The sequence below is a fragment of the Bisbaumannia pacifica genome (assembly GCF_007989625.1).
GTDB classification, from domain to species: Bacteria; Pseudomonadota; Gammaproteobacteria; order Pseudomonadales; family Halomonadaceae; genus Bisbaumannia; species Bisbaumannia pacifica.
Map to the genome: position 1 here is coordinate 16,597 of NZ_BJUK01000003.1, position 14,256 is coordinate 30,852.

General features: G+C 68.0%; 13 protein-coding genes. 7 read left to right on the plus strand and 6 right to left on the minus strand.

The window, feature by feature from the left end; genetic code table 11:
* Nucleotides 1-239: 239 nt before the first annotated feature.
* Nucleotides 240-1,826: a Na+/H+ antiporter NhaC family protein gene (locus tag HPA02_RS01545; RefSeq protein ID WP_146801208.1), complete on the plus strand. Its 1,587-nt coding sequence runs from the start codon at nt 240-242 to the stop codon at nt 1,824-1,826.
* Between the two features lie 97 nt (nt 1,827-1,923).
* Here HPA02_RS01545 and HPA02_RS01550 read toward each other — a convergent pair whose 3' ends face one another.
* Complete coding sequence (locus HPA02_RS01550; protein WP_146801432.1) at nt 1,924-3,849, minus strand: propionyl-CoA synthetase; 1,926 nt, start codon at nt 3,847-3,849, stop codon at nt 1,924-1,926.
* A 371-nt stretch (nt 3,850-4,220) separates the two neighbouring features.
* Here HPA02_RS01550 and HPA02_RS01555 point away from each other — a divergent pair, with 371 nt between their 5' ends.
* Nucleotides 4,221-4,538 (plus strand): ArsR/SmtB family transcription factor, encoded by a 318-nt coding sequence (locus HPA02_RS01555; protein WP_146801210.1) that lies wholly within the window; start codon nt 4,221-4,223, stop codon nt 4,536-4,538.
* Between the two features lie 51 nt (nt 4,539-4,589).
* Here the strand turns inward: HPA02_RS01555 and sohB are convergent, their stop codons facing one another.
* Complete coding sequence (sohB, locus tag HPA02_RS01560; protein ID WP_146801213.1) at nt 4,590-5,618, minus strand: protease SohB; 1,029 nt, start codon at nt 5,616-5,618, stop codon at nt 4,590-4,592.
* 149 nt (nt 5,619-5,767) lie between these two features.
* On the opposite strand from sohB, the gene HPA02_RS01565 reads away from it, so the two are divergent.
* Nucleotides 5,768-6,079, plus strand: coding sequence for an SCP2 sterol-binding domain-containing protein (locus HPA02_RS01565; protein WP_146801215.1), 312 nt, complete (start codon nt 5,768-5,770; stop codon nt 6,077-6,079).
* A 103-nt stretch (nt 6,080-6,182) separates the two neighbouring features.
* On the opposite strand, the gene nudC is transcribed toward HPA02_RS01565, so the two are convergent.
* Genes nudC through HPA02_RS01585 form a run of 4 tightly spaced genes read right to left on the minus strand, consistent with a single transcriptional unit; the run spans nt 6,183 to nt 8,943 of the window.
* Nucleotides 6,183-6,953 (minus strand): NAD(+) diphosphatase, encoded by a 771-nt coding sequence (nudC, locus tag HPA02_RS01570; RefSeq protein WP_146801217.1) that lies wholly within the window; start codon nt 6,951-6,953, stop codon nt 6,183-6,185.
* On the minus strand, nt 6,940-7,695 hold the full coding sequence (dnaQ, locus tag HPA02_RS01575; protein WP_146801219.1) for a DNA polymerase III subunit epsilon: 756 nt from the start codon (nt 7,693-7,695) through the stop codon (nt 6,940-6,942). The genes nudC and dnaQ overlap by 14 nt, the downstream gene beginning before the upstream one ends.
* A 2-nt stretch (nt 7,696-7,697) precedes the next feature.
* Nucleotides 7,698-8,171 (minus strand): ribonuclease HI, encoded by a 474-nt coding sequence (rnhA, locus tag HPA02_RS01580; protein WP_146801221.1) that lies wholly within the window; start codon nt 8,169-8,171, stop codon nt 7,698-7,700.
* Complete coding sequence (locus tag HPA02_RS01585; protein ID WP_146801223.1) at nt 8,164-8,943, minus strand: class I SAM-dependent methyltransferase; 780 nt, start codon at nt 8,941-8,943, stop codon at nt 8,164-8,166. Before HPA02_RS01585 ends, rnhA begins: the two co-directional genes overlap by 8 nt.
* 196 nt (nt 8,944-9,139) lie before the next feature.
* Here HPA02_RS01585 and gloB point away from each other — a divergent pair, with 196 nt between their 5' ends.
* From gloB to HPA02_RS01605, 4 genes are all read left to right on the plus strand, one after another.
* A complete protein-coding gene (gloB, locus tag HPA02_RS01590) occupies nt 9,140-9,907 on the plus strand; it encodes a hydroxyacylglutathione hydrolase (protein WP_146801226.1) in 768 nt (255 codons plus the stop codon).
* Between the two features lie 49 nt (nt 9,908-9,956).
* Complete coding sequence (locus HPA02_RS01595; protein ID WP_146801228.1) at nt 9,957-11,132, plus strand: transglycosylase SLT domain-containing protein; 1,176 nt, start codon at nt 9,957-9,959, stop codon at nt 11,130-11,132.
* Nucleotides 11,133-11,323: 191 nt separating this feature from the next.
* Nucleotides 11,324-13,162, plus strand: a complete 1,839-nt coding sequence (locus HPA02_RS01600; RefSeq protein ID WP_232340898.1) for an extracellular solute-binding protein — start codon at nt 11,324-11,326, stop codon at nt 13,160-13,162.
* Between the two features lie 17 nt (nt 13,163-13,179).
* Nucleotides 13,180-14,253: a microcin C ABC transporter permease YejB gene (locus HPA02_RS01605; RefSeq protein WP_146801230.1), complete on the plus strand. Its 1,074-nt coding sequence runs from the start codon at nt 13,180-13,182 to the stop codon at nt 14,251-14,253.
* Nucleotides 14,254-14,256: the final 3 nt, after the last annotated feature.

Here is a 14,256-nt window from a genome sequence, read left to right on the forward strand (position 1 = left end):
CATCGAGCGCCCGAGCCCATGGACGCCCGCGCGAGACCGATGGGCTGATCGGCAGGAGACATTCTTTACCAGGGTGAAATCACAGGGATGTCCATGCCCAGCATGAAAAACATCCGCCTCTTTTTCCATAAATGGGACATCCAGCAGGACTTTTCACCATTCCAGGCGAGAGCCGCCTTTAGCGTGCTACCCCCTTGGGGCATAATGCGCCGCCAAATCCACCCTCAGCCGAGATCGCCATGACCGTCACCGACTCCGCCCTGTCACTCCTGCCCCCCTTGGTGGCCATCGGCCTTGCCGTCCTAACCCGGCGAGTGCTGCTCTCCCTGGGTCTGGGGATCCTGGTGGGCGCCCTGCTGCTCAATGGCGGTCATCCCCTGACTACCCTCGGCGATCTGGCGAGCCGCCTGCTGGCCCTGTTCTGGACCCTGCCGGCGGCGGACGACCCCGGGCTCGGGGCCCCGGAGGCCTGGAACCTCTCGATCCTCGGCTTCCTGCTGCTGCTGGGCGCCATGGTCGCCCTGGTCACCCTGAGCGGGGGCACCCGGGCCTTCGGCGAGTGGGCGCGGCGACGCATTCGCACGCGCCGCGACGCCCAACTGATGACCGTGGTTCTCGGCGCGGTGATCTTTATCGACGACTACTTCAACAGCCTGGCGGTGGGCAATGTCAGCCGCCCGGTGACCGATCGCCAGGGCGTGTCCCGGGCCAAGCTGGCCTACCTGATCGACTCCACGGCGGCCCCGGTCTGCGTGCTGATGCCGCTCTCCAGCTGGGGTGCCTACCTGATCAGCCTGATCGGCGGCATCCTCGCCGCCCACGCCATCACCGGCAGCAGCGCCCTGGGTGCCTTCGTACAGGTCTCGATGCTCAACTTCTACGCGATCAGCGCCCTGCTGCTGGTTATCGCCACCGCCGCCCTCGACCTCAACCTGGGCGCCATGAGCCGCCACGAGGCCGCCGCCCGCCAGGGGCGGGTCTATGATAGCCGCCGCGGCCAGCCGCCGGGCAACCCGCCGGTCACCGAACACGAGGGCGGTCGCCCCCGCGACCTGCTGGTGCCCATCGCCGTGCTGGTGGCGGGTACCCTGATCGCCCTGCTGGTGACCGGCGCCCAAGGCCTGGCCTCCGAGGGGCTGCCCTTCTCGCTGCTCGGCGCCTTCGAGCAGACCGACGTGGCCCTGTCCCTGCTGGTCGGTGGCCTGCTCGGCCTGGGCACCACCCTGGCCCTGCTGTGGTCGCGACCGGCGGTACGCGCCAACCTGCCACGCACCCTGTGGCTCGGCCTGGGCACCATGTGGCCGGCCATCCAGATCCTGATCCTCGCCTGGCTGCTCACCGGCCTGATCGGTGAACTGGGCACCGGCGCCTACCTGGCCGGGCTGGTGGAAGGGGTCCTGGCGCCCCACTGGCTGCCCATCCTGCTGTTCCTGCTGGGCGGCCTGATGGCCTTCGCCACCGGCACCAGTTGGGGCACCTTCGGCATCCTGCTGCCGATCGCCGGGGACCTGGCGGCGGCCACCGACCTGGCCATGCTGCTGCCGATGCTGGGCGCGGTGCTCGCCGGCGCGGTCTTCGGCGATCACTGCTCGCCGATCTCCGACACCACCATCCTCTCCTCCACCGGGGCCGCCTGCCATCATATCGATCATGTGATCACTCAGCTGCCCTATGCGGGCCTGGGGGCCCTGGTCAGCCTGGCGGGGTATCTGGTGGTGGGACTGAGCGGTAGCCCGCTCTGGGGCCTGCTGAGCTGCCTGGCGCTGCTGGCCCTGAGCATCGGCCTGCTGGTGCGGCGCAAGGCTCGACTGGCACCCCAGGCCTAAGCCCTACCCCCAACTACGCCCTCACCGACACCGACGCAACGAAGGGCCCCGACGTTATCACGCCGGGGCCCTTCGGTTCTGCGTCGGCTAACCAGGGTCAGCCGGCGGGCCTTGCCTGGCTCGATTGCCCCAGGTCCCGCGCGCGCATCTGCTCATGCACCTCCTGAAGGCTGGCCGGGTCATCGATGGTCGAGGGAATGCCGTACTCCTCGCCATCGGCGATGGTTCTTAGCAATTTACGCAAGATCTTCCCGGAGCGGGTCTTGGGCAACCGCGGCACCACCAGCACCTCCTTGAGGCAGGCGATGGCGCCGATGGTCTGGCGCACCCGGGCCACCAGCTCGGCCTCCAGCGCCGTCTCGTCGCCGTCGAACCCATCCTTGGTGATCACCAGCCCCACCGGTAGCTGCCCCTTGAGGGCGTCCTGGATACCGATGACCGCACACTCGGCCACCGCCGGATGACTGCCCAACACCTCTTCCATTTCGCCGGTGGAGAGGCGGTGCCCGGCCACGTTGATGACGTCGTCGGTGCGGCCCATGATGAACAGGTAGCCGTCGTCATCGAAGTAGCCGCCATCGCCGGTCAGATAACAGTTCGGATAGGCCGCCATATAGGCCGCGTGAAAGCGCTGCGGGTCGCGCCAGATACCGGTGAGGCACCCCGGCGGCAGCGGCTGACGGATCACCACGCTGCCCTGGGTATTGGCCGGCGCTACCTCGCCGTCGCGGTCGAGAACCTGGACATTGAAGCCCGGCACCGGGTAGGTCGCGGATCCGGCTTTGGTGGGCACCGCCTCCAGCCCCAGGGGATTAGCGGCGATCGGCCAGCCGGTCTCGGTCTGCCACCAGTGATCGATCACCGGCACCGGCACCAGGTCGTCGAGCCAGTGGAAGGTGGGTGGGTCGAGGCGCTCCCCGGCCAGGAAGAGGGCGCGTAGCCCCGAGATATCGTGATCCTCCAGCCGCCGCCCCTCCGGGTCCTCCTTCTTGATGGCGCGAAAGGCGGTGGGCGCGGTAAAGAAGACCTTGACGTCGTACTCCTCGATCAGCCGCCAGAAGGCCCCCGCATCCGGCGTGCGCACCGGCTTGCCCTCGTAGACCAGGGTGGTGCAGCCGCGCAGCAGCGGGCCATAGACGATATAGGAGTGGCCGACGACCCAGCCCACGTCGGAGGCGGAAAAGAACACCTCGCCGGGCTGCATGCCATAGATCGCCTCCATGGAGTAGTGAAGCGCCACCGCATGGCCGCCATGGTCGCGCACCACCCCCTTCGGCTTGCCGGTGGTCCCGGAGGTGTACAGGATATACAGCGGATCGGTGGCCTTGACCGGCACGCATTCCGCCGGCGCCGCCTCGGCCACCAGCGCCTGCCAGTCATGATCCCGCGGCGTCAGCTCGGCCCGGCTCTGTTCGCGTTGCAGCACCACGCAGGCGTCAGGCCGATGCCGACTCTGGCTCAGGGCCTCGTCGAGAATCGGCTTGTAGGCGATGACGCGATCCACCTCGATCCCGCAGGACGCCGCCACCACCACCTTGGGCTGGGCGTCGTCGATGCGCACCGCCAGCTCATGGGGCGCGAAGCCACCGAATACCACCGAGTGCACCGCACCCAGGCGCGCGCAGGCGTACATGGCCACCAGCGCCTCCGGCACCATGGGCATATAGATCACCACCCGGTCGCCCTTGGTGACGCCGAGGCCGGCCAGGGCCCCGGCGAAGCGCGCCACCTGGTCGCGCATCTCGCGATAGCTCAGGCGTCGCTTCTCGCCGGTGACCGGCGAATCCCAAAGGACCGCTGCCTGATCGCCACGCCCCTCGGCCACCTGATGATCGAGGGCCGCGAAACAGGTATTCATCTCGCCATCCACGAACCAGCGGGCATGTCCCTGATCGTCATACTCGAGAATCGTCGATGGTGGCGTGAACCAGGGAATGCGCTTGGCCTGCTCGGCCCAGAAGGCCTCGGGCTGCTCGATGGCATGACGATAGCTGGTCTGGTAATGGCTCATGGCGGATCTCATGACTCGCTGAGTGGAGGGGGCGAAGGCGTCGCCGTCGATTGTTGACACTCTAGCGAATCCTTGGCGATTTACCCTGAGACCATCGGCTAATTCGCCGCCACCACTCGACCAATTGTCTACAACTTATCGAGAGTCACCCGCCCGAGACACACACATTGACTCAGCGTTAACTTATTGGTGACAAAGAAGTGGCATCCCGCCGGCTGATCCACTAAATCAGTATTGAGGGATGACTAAATGAGAAACTGACAAGACACGCAGGGAGACGCTACGCCCCACGACTCGAGACGCCCGAGTGCGCAGGGTGAACCGCCAGATCGGCTCAATACCGCGGGGATGCCCTGGCCTCCCCGCCTCACCCGGAGACCGCCATGAGCACATCCCAACCCGCCGCCCGCCTGCTGGCCGCCGGCGCCCCCACCCTGGAGAGCGCCACGGCGCTGCTCAAGGCCATGGCCAATGAGAACCGCCTGCGTATCCTCTGCCTGCTCGATGGCGTCGAGCTGTCGGTCTCGGAGCTCAATGCCAAGCTGAGCCTCAGTCAGTCGGCGCTCTCCCAGCACCTGGCGATCCTGCGTCGGGAAGGCATGGTCAGTACCCGCCGCGCTTCCCAGACCATCTACTACTCCCTGCAGGGGGATCAGGCGAAACGCATCGTGGCGACCCTCGCCGAGCTCTATCTGGAGTGATGACACAACGCCGGTCGGGCCTGTCCGCGGCCCGGCGGCGGCGACTTCCCCTCAGCGCTTGAGCCAGCGGCTGGCATCCAGCGCCTCCAGGGTGCGTTCGATGCCGCGCTCCACGCCTCGGGAGACCGCCATGCCCAGGCGCTCGCCCAGGCGTTTCTGGCTCTCCAGACGAACCAGGTAGACCCGCGCCGTCTCCTGACGACGCTGCAGGTAGGCCTCGCTGGTCCCCAGCGCATCGATCAGCCCCCGCCCCAGGGCATCCCGGCCGTACCAGATCTCGCCGGTGGCCACCGCCTCGATATCCAGGGCCGGGCGGCGCTCGGCGACGAAGGCCTTGAACAGCTCATGGGTATGCTCCAGGTCCTCTACGAACTTCTCGCGCCCCTCCTCGCTGTTTTCGCCGAGCACGGTCAGGGTGCGCTTGTAACGCCCCGCGGTCAGCACCTCCACGTCCACGTCATGGCGCTTGAGCAGGCGATGCACATTGGGCACCTGCGCCACCACGCCGATGGAGCCCAGCACCGCGAAGGGCGCAGCCTGGATATGCTGGGCGCAGCAGGCCATCAGGTAGCCGCCACTGGCCGCCACCTTGTCGACGCAGACCCGGGTGGCGAGCCCCGCCTCGCGCAGTCGGTCGAGCTGGGCCGCCGCCAGGCCATAGGCATGGACCAGGCCGCCGGCGGACTCCAGGCGAATCACCACCTCGTCGTCGGGCTCGGCCACCTCCAGCAGCGCCGAGATCTCCTCGCCGAAGCGGGCCGTCCGCGAGGCCTTGAGGTCGCCATGAAAATCCAGCACCCAGCAGCGCTGGCCGCTCTCCTCGCCCTGGCGGCGCTGCCGCTTGTCATCGCGGCGAAAGCGCTTGAGCAGTCCCTTGCGCTCGCCGGGGGCACTGGCCGCCAACTGCAAGAGTCGCCGCCGCCGCCGGCTACGCCCATTGAGCTCCTCGATGCGCAGCCGGGTCCGCTCCGCACCGTTCTCGCGCAGTCTCGACACCAGCGCCAGGGTCACCACCACCACCAGGGCCAGCAGGGCCACCTGGACCGCGAAGCCCCCCAGATCGCTCAACCACTCGCTCACACACACCTCCTTCCCTGAGCATCCCGGCAGGACACCACGACGGGCGACATCCGCCTCCGTCCGGCGATCGCACCGAGACCGCTTGCTTCAAACGATTGTTTTAAATATGCTCGGATTCCCTTGACTCCCCGACACGGACAGGATCCCCGATGAGCAACCCGATCTTCGACAAGCTTCACTCCCGCTTCGATACCGCTGCCGCCCAGGGCATGGACGAAGTCTTCCAGTTCAACTTTACCGATACCGACAACCACTACCTGGCGGTCAAGGACGGCGAGCTCGATATCCAGCAGGGCGATCACGACGCCCCCTCGGTTACCCTGAGCCTCTCCACCGATACCCTCAAGGGCGTGATGAGCGGCGAGATCAACGGCATGAGCGCCTTTATGACCGGCAAGCTCAAGGCCACCGGCAATGTGATGCTGGCCACCCGCCTGACCAGCCTCTTTCCCAGGGGCTAAAGCCCCAAGACACGCCGCCTGCGGGCGGCATGTCTTGACCGCCCCCGCATCTTATTGAGGCATGCGCCTCGCTCGCGACGGACGCGGCCTCGGAGTCGCTGACCTAGCGCCCTCCCACCGCCTTGAGATGCGTCTCGATCAAGGCGCGGGAAATCGAGTAGAGCGGCGGCAGCTGAGGCAGCCGCCGCGGCGTGAACCAGGCCGCATCGACGATCTCCTCGCCGTCGATGCGAATTCGCCGACTCGCCGCCTCGGCGAAGAAGCCCAGCATCAGCGCATGAGGAAAGGGCCAGGCCTGGCTCTTGAAGTAGCTGACCCGTCCCACCGTCAGCCCCACCTCCTCGAAGATCTCCCGACGCACCGCCTCCTCCGCCGCCTCCCCAGGTTCGATAAATCCCGCCAGGGTCGAATAGCGTCCCGGCGGAAAACGCGGGCTACGCGCCAGCAACAGCTCGTCGCCATGGGTCACCAGGGTGATGATACAAGGCGAGATGCGCGGATAATTGCGGTGCCCGCAACTCGGACAAGCCATGGCGAACTCATGTTCGAGCGCGCTTGCCCGGCTGCCGCAGCGCCCGCAGAAGCGGTGATTACGGTACCAGTGGCCGACCTGCAGGGCCGTGGAGAGCAGGCCGAAGTGCGACTCGGGGAGCCGCCCCAGCCAACCGCGCCCGTCTAGCCAGGCCTCGCCTGGCTCGGCCTCCAGGGCCAGGGCCACCGGGACATCCTCCCAGTAGCCGAGCGCAATGGCGTCCTCGGGCCAGGGAGCCGACGAGCGCAGGATCCCCGCCTCGGCCCCCGGGGCGATGCGCCCCTGGGCCAGACGGATCAGGTAGCCTTGCGTGGCGCCCTGCGGGCGATCACGACGAAACATCGCCGCCCTCCAGCCGATCCCAGACGCACTCGCCGGCGGCCTGGCGGATCGCCTCCAGCTTGGCCCGGTGGGCGGCGAGCTCGGCCTCGCTGGGCGCCACCACCGCCAGCCGCGGACGCGCCGACGAGAGCCGACGAATGCCGCCGCTGGTGCCAGCCTGGGCGTCGCCGCCCTCCTCCTCGCCGCTGGCATCCAGTGTCAGGGCGGTCTGGCCACCGGTCATCGCCAGATAGACCTCGGCGAGGATCTCCGCATCCAGCAGGGCGCCGTGGAGTACCCGGCGACCATTGTCGATGTCGTAGCGCTTGCACAGGGCATCCAAGTTGTTGCGCTGCCCCGGGTGCTTGTCCCTGGCCATCTTCAGGGTATCGAGGATGCCGCAGTGCTCGGCCACCGGGCCGAGCCGCGGTTCCCCCCGCCGGTCATTGAGCAGGCCGAACTCGTGGTCGATAAAGCCCACGTCGAAGGCGGCGTTATGGATCACCAACTCGGCGCCGCGGATAAATTCCCAGAACTCGTCGGCGACTTCGGCGAAGCGCGGTTCATCGGCGACCCGTTGGTTGGTGATGCCGTGGACCTCGATGGCCTCGGCCTCGATCTCCCGCTCGGGGTTGATGAACTGGTGGTAGGTGCGGCCGGTGAAGCGGCGGTTGACCATCTCCACGCAGCCGATCTCGATCAGCCGATGCCCCTCTTTGGGGTCGATGCCGGTGGTCTCGGTATCCAGCACGATCTGACGCATGCTTAGTCTCCCTGATCGACGGCCTGGGCCGCGTCGATGGCTTCGTTGGCCAGGCTATCGGCCCGTTCGTTGCCGGGGTGGCCGCTGTGCCCCTTGACCCAGTGCCACGCCACCTGGTGGCGTTCGCTCTCGGCCAGCAGCGCCCGCCATAGCTCGGCGTTCTTGACCGGCTGCTTGGCGGCGGTCTTCCAGCCGCGCTTCTGCCAGCCGTGGATCCACTCGGTGATCCCCTTGCGCAGGTACTGGGAGTCGGTCCACAGCTCGACGCGACAGGGGCGCTTGAGCTCGCGCAGGGCCATGATGGCGGCCATCAGCTCCATGCGATTATTGGTGGTCTCGGCCTCGAAGCCCTTGAGGGTCTTCTCATGGGGGCCGCTCTTGAGCACGGCGCCCCAGCCGCCGGGGCCCGGATTGCCGCGGCAGGCGCCGTCGGTATAGATGGTCACGGCGGGACTCGCCTGGGGGGAATCAGTCAACCTCGATCTTCCTGTCGCTGCGGGATTGGCGGGTCAGCCGGGTGGCCGAACCCAGGGAGTGGCCGCCGAGGGCGGCATCCAGGCTGAAGCGCGGGCGCTGCACCTGGGCCGGCATGGCACGCCGCCGGGCGCGAATCATGAAGCTATCGCCCAGGGGCAGGTTATGGCGCCGCCCCAGGGCCTCCAGGCTCGCATTGTGTGGCGTCGTCCCCGGCAGATGAAAGCCGCAATAGTCTATCCGTTCGGTCTCGAAGTCGACAAATGTCAGCCAGTCCTTGAGCCGTCCCGGGCCCCGCCAGGCCCCCCGCCAGGGCGGCTGGCGCCGGCGCCGCGTCCACAGCCGCGAGAGTCCCGCCGGGCCCAGGGGCAGCCAGCCGATCAACATCAGGCGCCCGCCATCGGCGGTGACCCGGGCGGCCTCCTGCAGCAGGTGATGAGGGTCCGCCACCACCTCCAGCAGATGATGGATCACCACCAGTTGCAGGCAGCCATCGGGCAGCGGCAGGCGGTCCGGCTGGCACACCAGGGTCGAGGGGCCCTCGGCAAGCTCCCGGGTCGGCGACCAGCGCAGGGTATGGCGCACCGGACACATATCGGTGAGCGAGGGCGCCATGCTCAGCTCCAGGCTATGGGCCCCATGCAGCGCCTCGCAGGCGGGCCCCAGGCAGGCCCGCTCGGCGCGCCACAGGGCACTACCGGCCTTCGAGGCCCAGAAACGACGCCCCTCGCGCACCCGTTCCGGCAGTGAGATCGTCCTTTGCGAATTTGACACGGCGCGGCGAAGCCTCCAAAGTGTGCGATTTTGTGGGCCAGATCCCTGACGTTAAGCGCCTGACATCGAGCAGCATGGGCCATCGACAGGTGAGCGGACTGGCCTCTCGAGTTTCGAGTCGAACAGACCGTGATCCCCGACCGGCGCGACCAGGACGAGCCTGCGCGCCCCTAGCCTCTGTGAGGAAGGCGATGCCATGTTGAGCGTGACACCGATTCCTGCCTTCAATGACAACTATATCTGGCTTTTGCGGGAAGATTCGACCTCCCGCGCCGCCGTGGTCGATCCCGGCGATGCTACCCCGGTCATCGAGGCCCTGGAGCGCGACGGCCTGAGCCTCGATGCCATCCTGATCACCCACCACCACGCCGATCATACCGGTGGCCTGGCGGAGCTGATCGCGCGCTACTCGCCGAGGGTCTACGGCCCGGACAACCCGCGCATCTCCGGCATCGACGAGCGCCTCGGCGAAGGCGACGAATGCCGCGTGCTGGGGCGTCGCTTCGAGGTCATGGCGGTGCCGGGGCACACCCTGGATCATATCGCCTTCTTCGCCCCGGGGGTGCCGCCCCTGCTGTTCTGTGGCGACACCCTCTTCTCGGCGGGTTGCGGCCGGCTCTTCGAGGGCCGCCCCGAGCAGATGTTCGACTCCCTGACCCGGCTGGCGGCCCTGCCGGGAGAGACCCTGGTGTTCGCCGCCCACGAATACACCCTGGCCAATCTGCGCTTCGCCCTGGCCGCCGACCCGAACAACGCCGACCTGCAGGCCTACCAGGCGCAGTGCGAGCAGGCCCGGGCCCTGGACCGCCCCACCCTGCCCAGTACCCTGGAGCAGGAACGGCGCATCAACCCCTTTCTGCGCGGTCATGACGCCGAGGTTCAGCGTCACGCCGCCGCCCAGGGCCACGCCGGTGATGCCCTGAGTACCTTCACCACCCTGCGATCCTGGAAGGATCGCTTCTGACGATGCCCATGGACGCCCTCTGCCATCGCGCCCACGAGGACACGCCTAGATGACCTATCGTACTCACCGCCGCCTGGTCCTTGGCCTGGCGGTGACCCTGCTCGGCCTATCGCTGGCCGCCGCCGGCGCCCAGAGCGGTAACCCGCGACTGTCGGCGACGACGCAAGATGCGACCCCGCTGGACGGCGGCCACTTCTGGGACGCCCTGGCCCTGGAACCCCAGCCCAGCGACGTCTGGTCGCGCCTGCGTGGCCAACTGGCCTGGCAGGAGAAGATCGACCACCCCCGGGTGCAGGAGTGGATCGCCCACTACAGCGCCAGCCCCCACAATATCGAGGAGATCACCGAGCGGGCACGCCCCTGGATGAGCTGGATCCTCGATCGCCTGCAGGATCGCGACCTGCCCGCCGAGATCGCCCTGCTGCCCTTCGTGGAGAGCTCATTCGATCCCACCGCCGGCAGCCACCGCGGCGCCCGGGGGCTCTGGCAGTTCATGCCACGCACCGGCGACTCCCTGGGACTGCGCCGCAATCGTCACTACGATGGCCGCCTCGACGTGGTGGCCTCGACCCGCGCGGCCCTGGACTATATCGAGCAGCAGGCCGAACGCTGGTACGAGGGCGATCTGCTGCTCTCGCTGGCCGCCTACAATGCCGGCGCCGGCACCGTCAATCGGGCCCGCCGCGCCGCCGGGGCGGACAGCGACTACTGGGCGCTGAATCTGCCCAGCGAGACCATGAACTATGTGCCCAAGCTGCTGGCCATCGCCGCCATCATCAACGAGCCCGAACGTTACGGCGTGGCCCTGCCGGAGATCGAGGACGCCCCCGCCTTCGCTAGGGTGACGGTCGACCGCCCCCTGGCACTCAACGAGGCCGCTCGCCTGGCCGGGGTCAGCCACGAGACCCTGGCGGCCCTCAACCCCGGGGTCCTCAATGGCAGCCACAATCCCGCCAACACCCCGGTACTGCTGGTGCCCAGCGACAACGCCGAGCGCCTGGTGGCACGCCTGACCCGTTCGACACCGAGCGCCCCGAGCCTGGCCACTGCCGGTGGCTGGCAGCAGTACGTGGTGCGCCGCGGCGACAACCTCTCCGCCATCGCCAGCCGCTTCGCCACCTCGGTCAGCCAGCTGCGCCGGCGCAATGGCCTGGACGACGACACCCTCCAGGTCGGCCAGACCCTGCGCGTGCCGGCCCAGCAGCTCGCCGCCAACCGTAGCTAGCCATCGACGAGCCAGCCCGCCGGCACCATGGGCGCAGCTAGCCCCCGATGCCCAACCCGAGCCCCGGCGATATCGCCGGGGCTTTTTTTGGGTTCATCACAACTCGGCGTGAAGGCCGGATTGGCCTGCCCCCCTGACCCCGGGCCGCGGTTCCGGGTAGACTAGCCCCGGTCGTTTATCCGGGAGTGATCATGTTAGGGATACCCATGCCGCGTGCCGGGCTGCTCGCCCTATTGAGCCTGATGCTCGCCTCCGCCCTGGCGGCCCAGGAGCCGGCCCCCGCCCCGGTGCATGGCCTGGCGCTCTACGGGGCGCCGGCCCTGCCGGCAGATTTCACGCATTTCCCCTACGTGAATCCCGACGCGCCCCGCGGCGGCAGCCTGACCCGCGCCGCGGTGGGCGACAGCTTCGACTCCACCAACCCCTTTATCCTCCGCGGCACCCCGGCGGCGGGCCTCTCCCAGACCTATGACACCCTGACCACCGCCAACCCCGACGAGCCCTTCAGCGTCTATGGCCTGATCGCCGAACGCCTGATCCTCGACCCCGAGCGGCGTTGGATCGAGTACCGGCTGCGCCCCGAGGCGCGCTTCCACGACGGCGAACCGATCACCGCCGAGGACGTGGCCTTCAGCTTCGAGCTGCTGATGGAGGACGGTACCCCCAGCTACCGCAGCTATTACGCCGAGGTGACCGGCGTCGAGGTGCTCGGCCCCCGACGGGTGCGCTTCACCTTCGTCGACAACGCCTCCCGGGAGCTGCCGCTGATCCTCGGCGACCTGCCGATCCTGCCCAGGCACTACTGGGCAAGCCGCGACTTCGCCTCACCGAGCCTCGAGGCCCACCCCGGCTCTGGACCCTATCGCATCGCCCGGGTCGAGCCGGGCCGGCGCATCGTCTACGAACGAGTGGCGGACTACTGGGGCGAGGGGCTGCCGGTCAACCGTGGGCGACATAACATCGAGCGCCTGGTCTACGACTACTTCCGCGACCGGGACATCGCCATGGAGGCCTTCAAGGCGGGACTGCTGGACCTGCGCATCGACGCCCGCGCCGCCACCTGGGCGACCGGCTACGACTTTCCCGCCTACCAGGATGGCTCGGTGCGCCGCCTGACCATCCCCGACGGCACTCCCGCCACCCTTCAGGGCTATGTCTTCAACTTGCGCCAGGAACGCTTCCAGGACCCGCGGGTCCGCGAGGCGCTGTCGCTGACCTTCGATTTCCCCTGGCTCAACGCCAACCTCTTCTACGATAGCTATGCGCGCACCCAGAGCGCCTTCCAGAACTCCGAGCTGGCCGCCCGCGGCCTGCCCTCCGAGGCCGAGCTGGCCCTGCTCGAACCCTGGCGCGAGCACCTCGACCCGCGCGTCTTCGACGAGCCCATGCCGCTGGCCGAGCCCGAGGGTCTGCGCGAGCGGCTACGCCGGGCCCATGACTTACTGCTGGAGGCGGGCTACGTCTACCGGGACCGGCGCCTGGTCCATGGCGAGAGCGGCGAGCCGCTGCGCCTGGAGATGCTGCTCTTCGATACCGGCATGGAGCGGGTCGCCCAGCCGATGCTGCGCAACATGGCGCGCCTGGGGGTGGAGACCCGCATCCGCATCGTAGACGTCAACCAGTACCTCAACCGGCTGCGCGGCTTCGACTTCGACATGGTCACCAGCCAGTTCCCCCAGTCCAACAACCCGGGCAACGAGCAGCGCAGCTACTGGACCAGCGAGGCCGCCGAGACGCCCCTGGCGCGCAACCTGATGGGACTCGCCGACCCCGCGGTGGATGCCCTGGTGGAGGGGCTGATCCGCGCCGACAGCCGCGAGGCATTGATCGCGCATACCCGGGCCCTGGACCGGGTGCTGCGCCTGAGCTTCGCGATCATTCCCCACTACCACTCCGGCGAGACGCGCCTGGCGCTGTGGGACAAGTTCGGCCATCCCCAGCCCTTCCCCCGCTACGGCAACGACTTCGCTGCCTGGTGGGTCGACCCCGAGCGGGCCGCCGAGATCACCCGCCGCCAGCGCGGCCGCTAGCCCGAGGAGAAGCGTCCATGGCCAGCTATACCCTGCGCCGCCTGCTGCTGATGATTCCCACCCTGCTGGGCATCCTGCTGCTCAATTTCGTGATCGTTCAGGCCGCCCCGGGCGGCCCCATCGATCAGCTGCTGGCGCGCTTCGAGGGCCTGGATGCCGGCGCCAGCACCCGCCTCGACATGGGCGGTGGTGAGGTGGTGGTCGAGAACGAATCGCGGGGCGCCCGGGGCATCGATCCCCAGTTCATCGAGCAGTTGGAGGCCCAGTTCGGCTTCGATCGCCCCGCCCATGAGCGCTTTTTGGGAATGCTCGCCGACTATGCGCGCCTCGACTTCGGCGACAGCTTCTTCCGCGATCGCCCGGTGGTGGAACTGATCGTCGAGCGCCTGCCGGTGTCGATCTCCCTCGGCCTCTGGTCGACCCTGCTGGTCTATCTGATCTCGATTCCCCTGGGCATCCGCAAGGCGCTGCGCCACGGCTCGCGCTTCGATATCTGGAGCTCGTCACTGGTGATCGTCGGCTATGCCATCCCCGGCTTCCTGTTCGCGATACTCCTGATCGTGCTGTTCGCCGGCGGCAGCTACTGGGACCTCTTCCCGCTGCGCGGCCTGACCTCCCCGGACTTCGAGACGCTCTCCGCCTGGGGCAAGGTCAAGGACTACTTCTGGCACCTGGCGCTGCCGGTCACCGCCCTGACCATCGGCAGCTTCGCCACCCTGACCATGCTCACCAAGAACAGCTTCCTCGACGAGATCCACAAGCAGTACGTGCTGACCGCCCGGGCCAAGGGCGCCAGCGACCGGCGAGTGCTCTACGGCCATGTGTTCCGCAACGCCATGCTGATCATCATCGCCGGGCTGCCGGCGGCCCTGGTGGGCATCTTCTTCACCGGCTCGCTGCTGATCGAGGTGATCTTCTCCCTGGAGGGGCTCGGCCTGCTCGGCTTCGAGGCGGTGATGCAACGCGACTACCCGGTGATCTTCGGCACCCTCTTCCTCTATACCCTGATCGGCCTGATCCTCAAGCTGATCTCCGACCTCACCTATGTGTGGGTAGACCCGCGCATCGACTTCGAGACAAGGGAGTCCTGAGCC

Excerpts from the sequence above, each read along its gene's own strand:
- HPA02_RS01565 (WP_146801215.1), top strand. The coding sequence starts at position 5,768 with ATGAGCAACCCGATCTTCGACAAGCTTCACTCCCGCTTCGATACCGCT.
- HPA02_RS01595 (WP_146801228.1), top strand. The coding sequence starts at position 9,957 with ATGACCTATCGTACTCACCGCCGCCTGGTCCTTGGCCTGGCGGTGACC.
- HPA02_RS01555 (WP_146801210.1), top strand. The coding sequence starts at position 4,221 with ATGAGCACATCCCAACCCGCCGCCCGCCTGCTGGCCGCCGGCGCCCCC.
- nudC (WP_146801217.1), bottom strand. The coding sequence starts at position 6,953 with ATGTTTCGTCGTGATCGCCCGCAGGGCGCCACGCAAGGCTACCTGATC.
- HPA02_RS01545 (WP_146801208.1), top strand. The coding sequence starts at position 240 with ATGACCGTCACCGACTCCGCCCTGTCACTCCTGCCCCCCTTGGTGGCC.
- HPA02_RS01605 (WP_146801230.1), top strand. The coding sequence starts at position 13,180 with ATGGCCAGCTATACCCTGCGCCGCCTGCTGCTGATGATTCCCACCCTG.
- HPA02_RS01550 (WP_146801432.1), bottom strand. The coding sequence starts at position 3,849 with ATGAGATCCGCCATGAGCCATTACCAGACCAGCTATCGTCATGCCATC.
- gloB (WP_146801226.1), top strand. The coding sequence starts at position 9,140 with ATGTTGAGCGTGACACCGATTCCTGCCTTCAATGACAACTATATCTGG.
- dnaQ (WP_146801219.1), bottom strand. The coding sequence starts at position 7,695 with ATGCGTCAGATCGTGCTGGATACCGAGACCACCGGCATCGACCCCAAA.
- HPA02_RS01600 (WP_232340898.1), top strand. The coding sequence starts at position 11,324 with ATGTTAGGGATACCCATGCCGCGTGCCGGGCTGCTCGCCCTATTGAGC.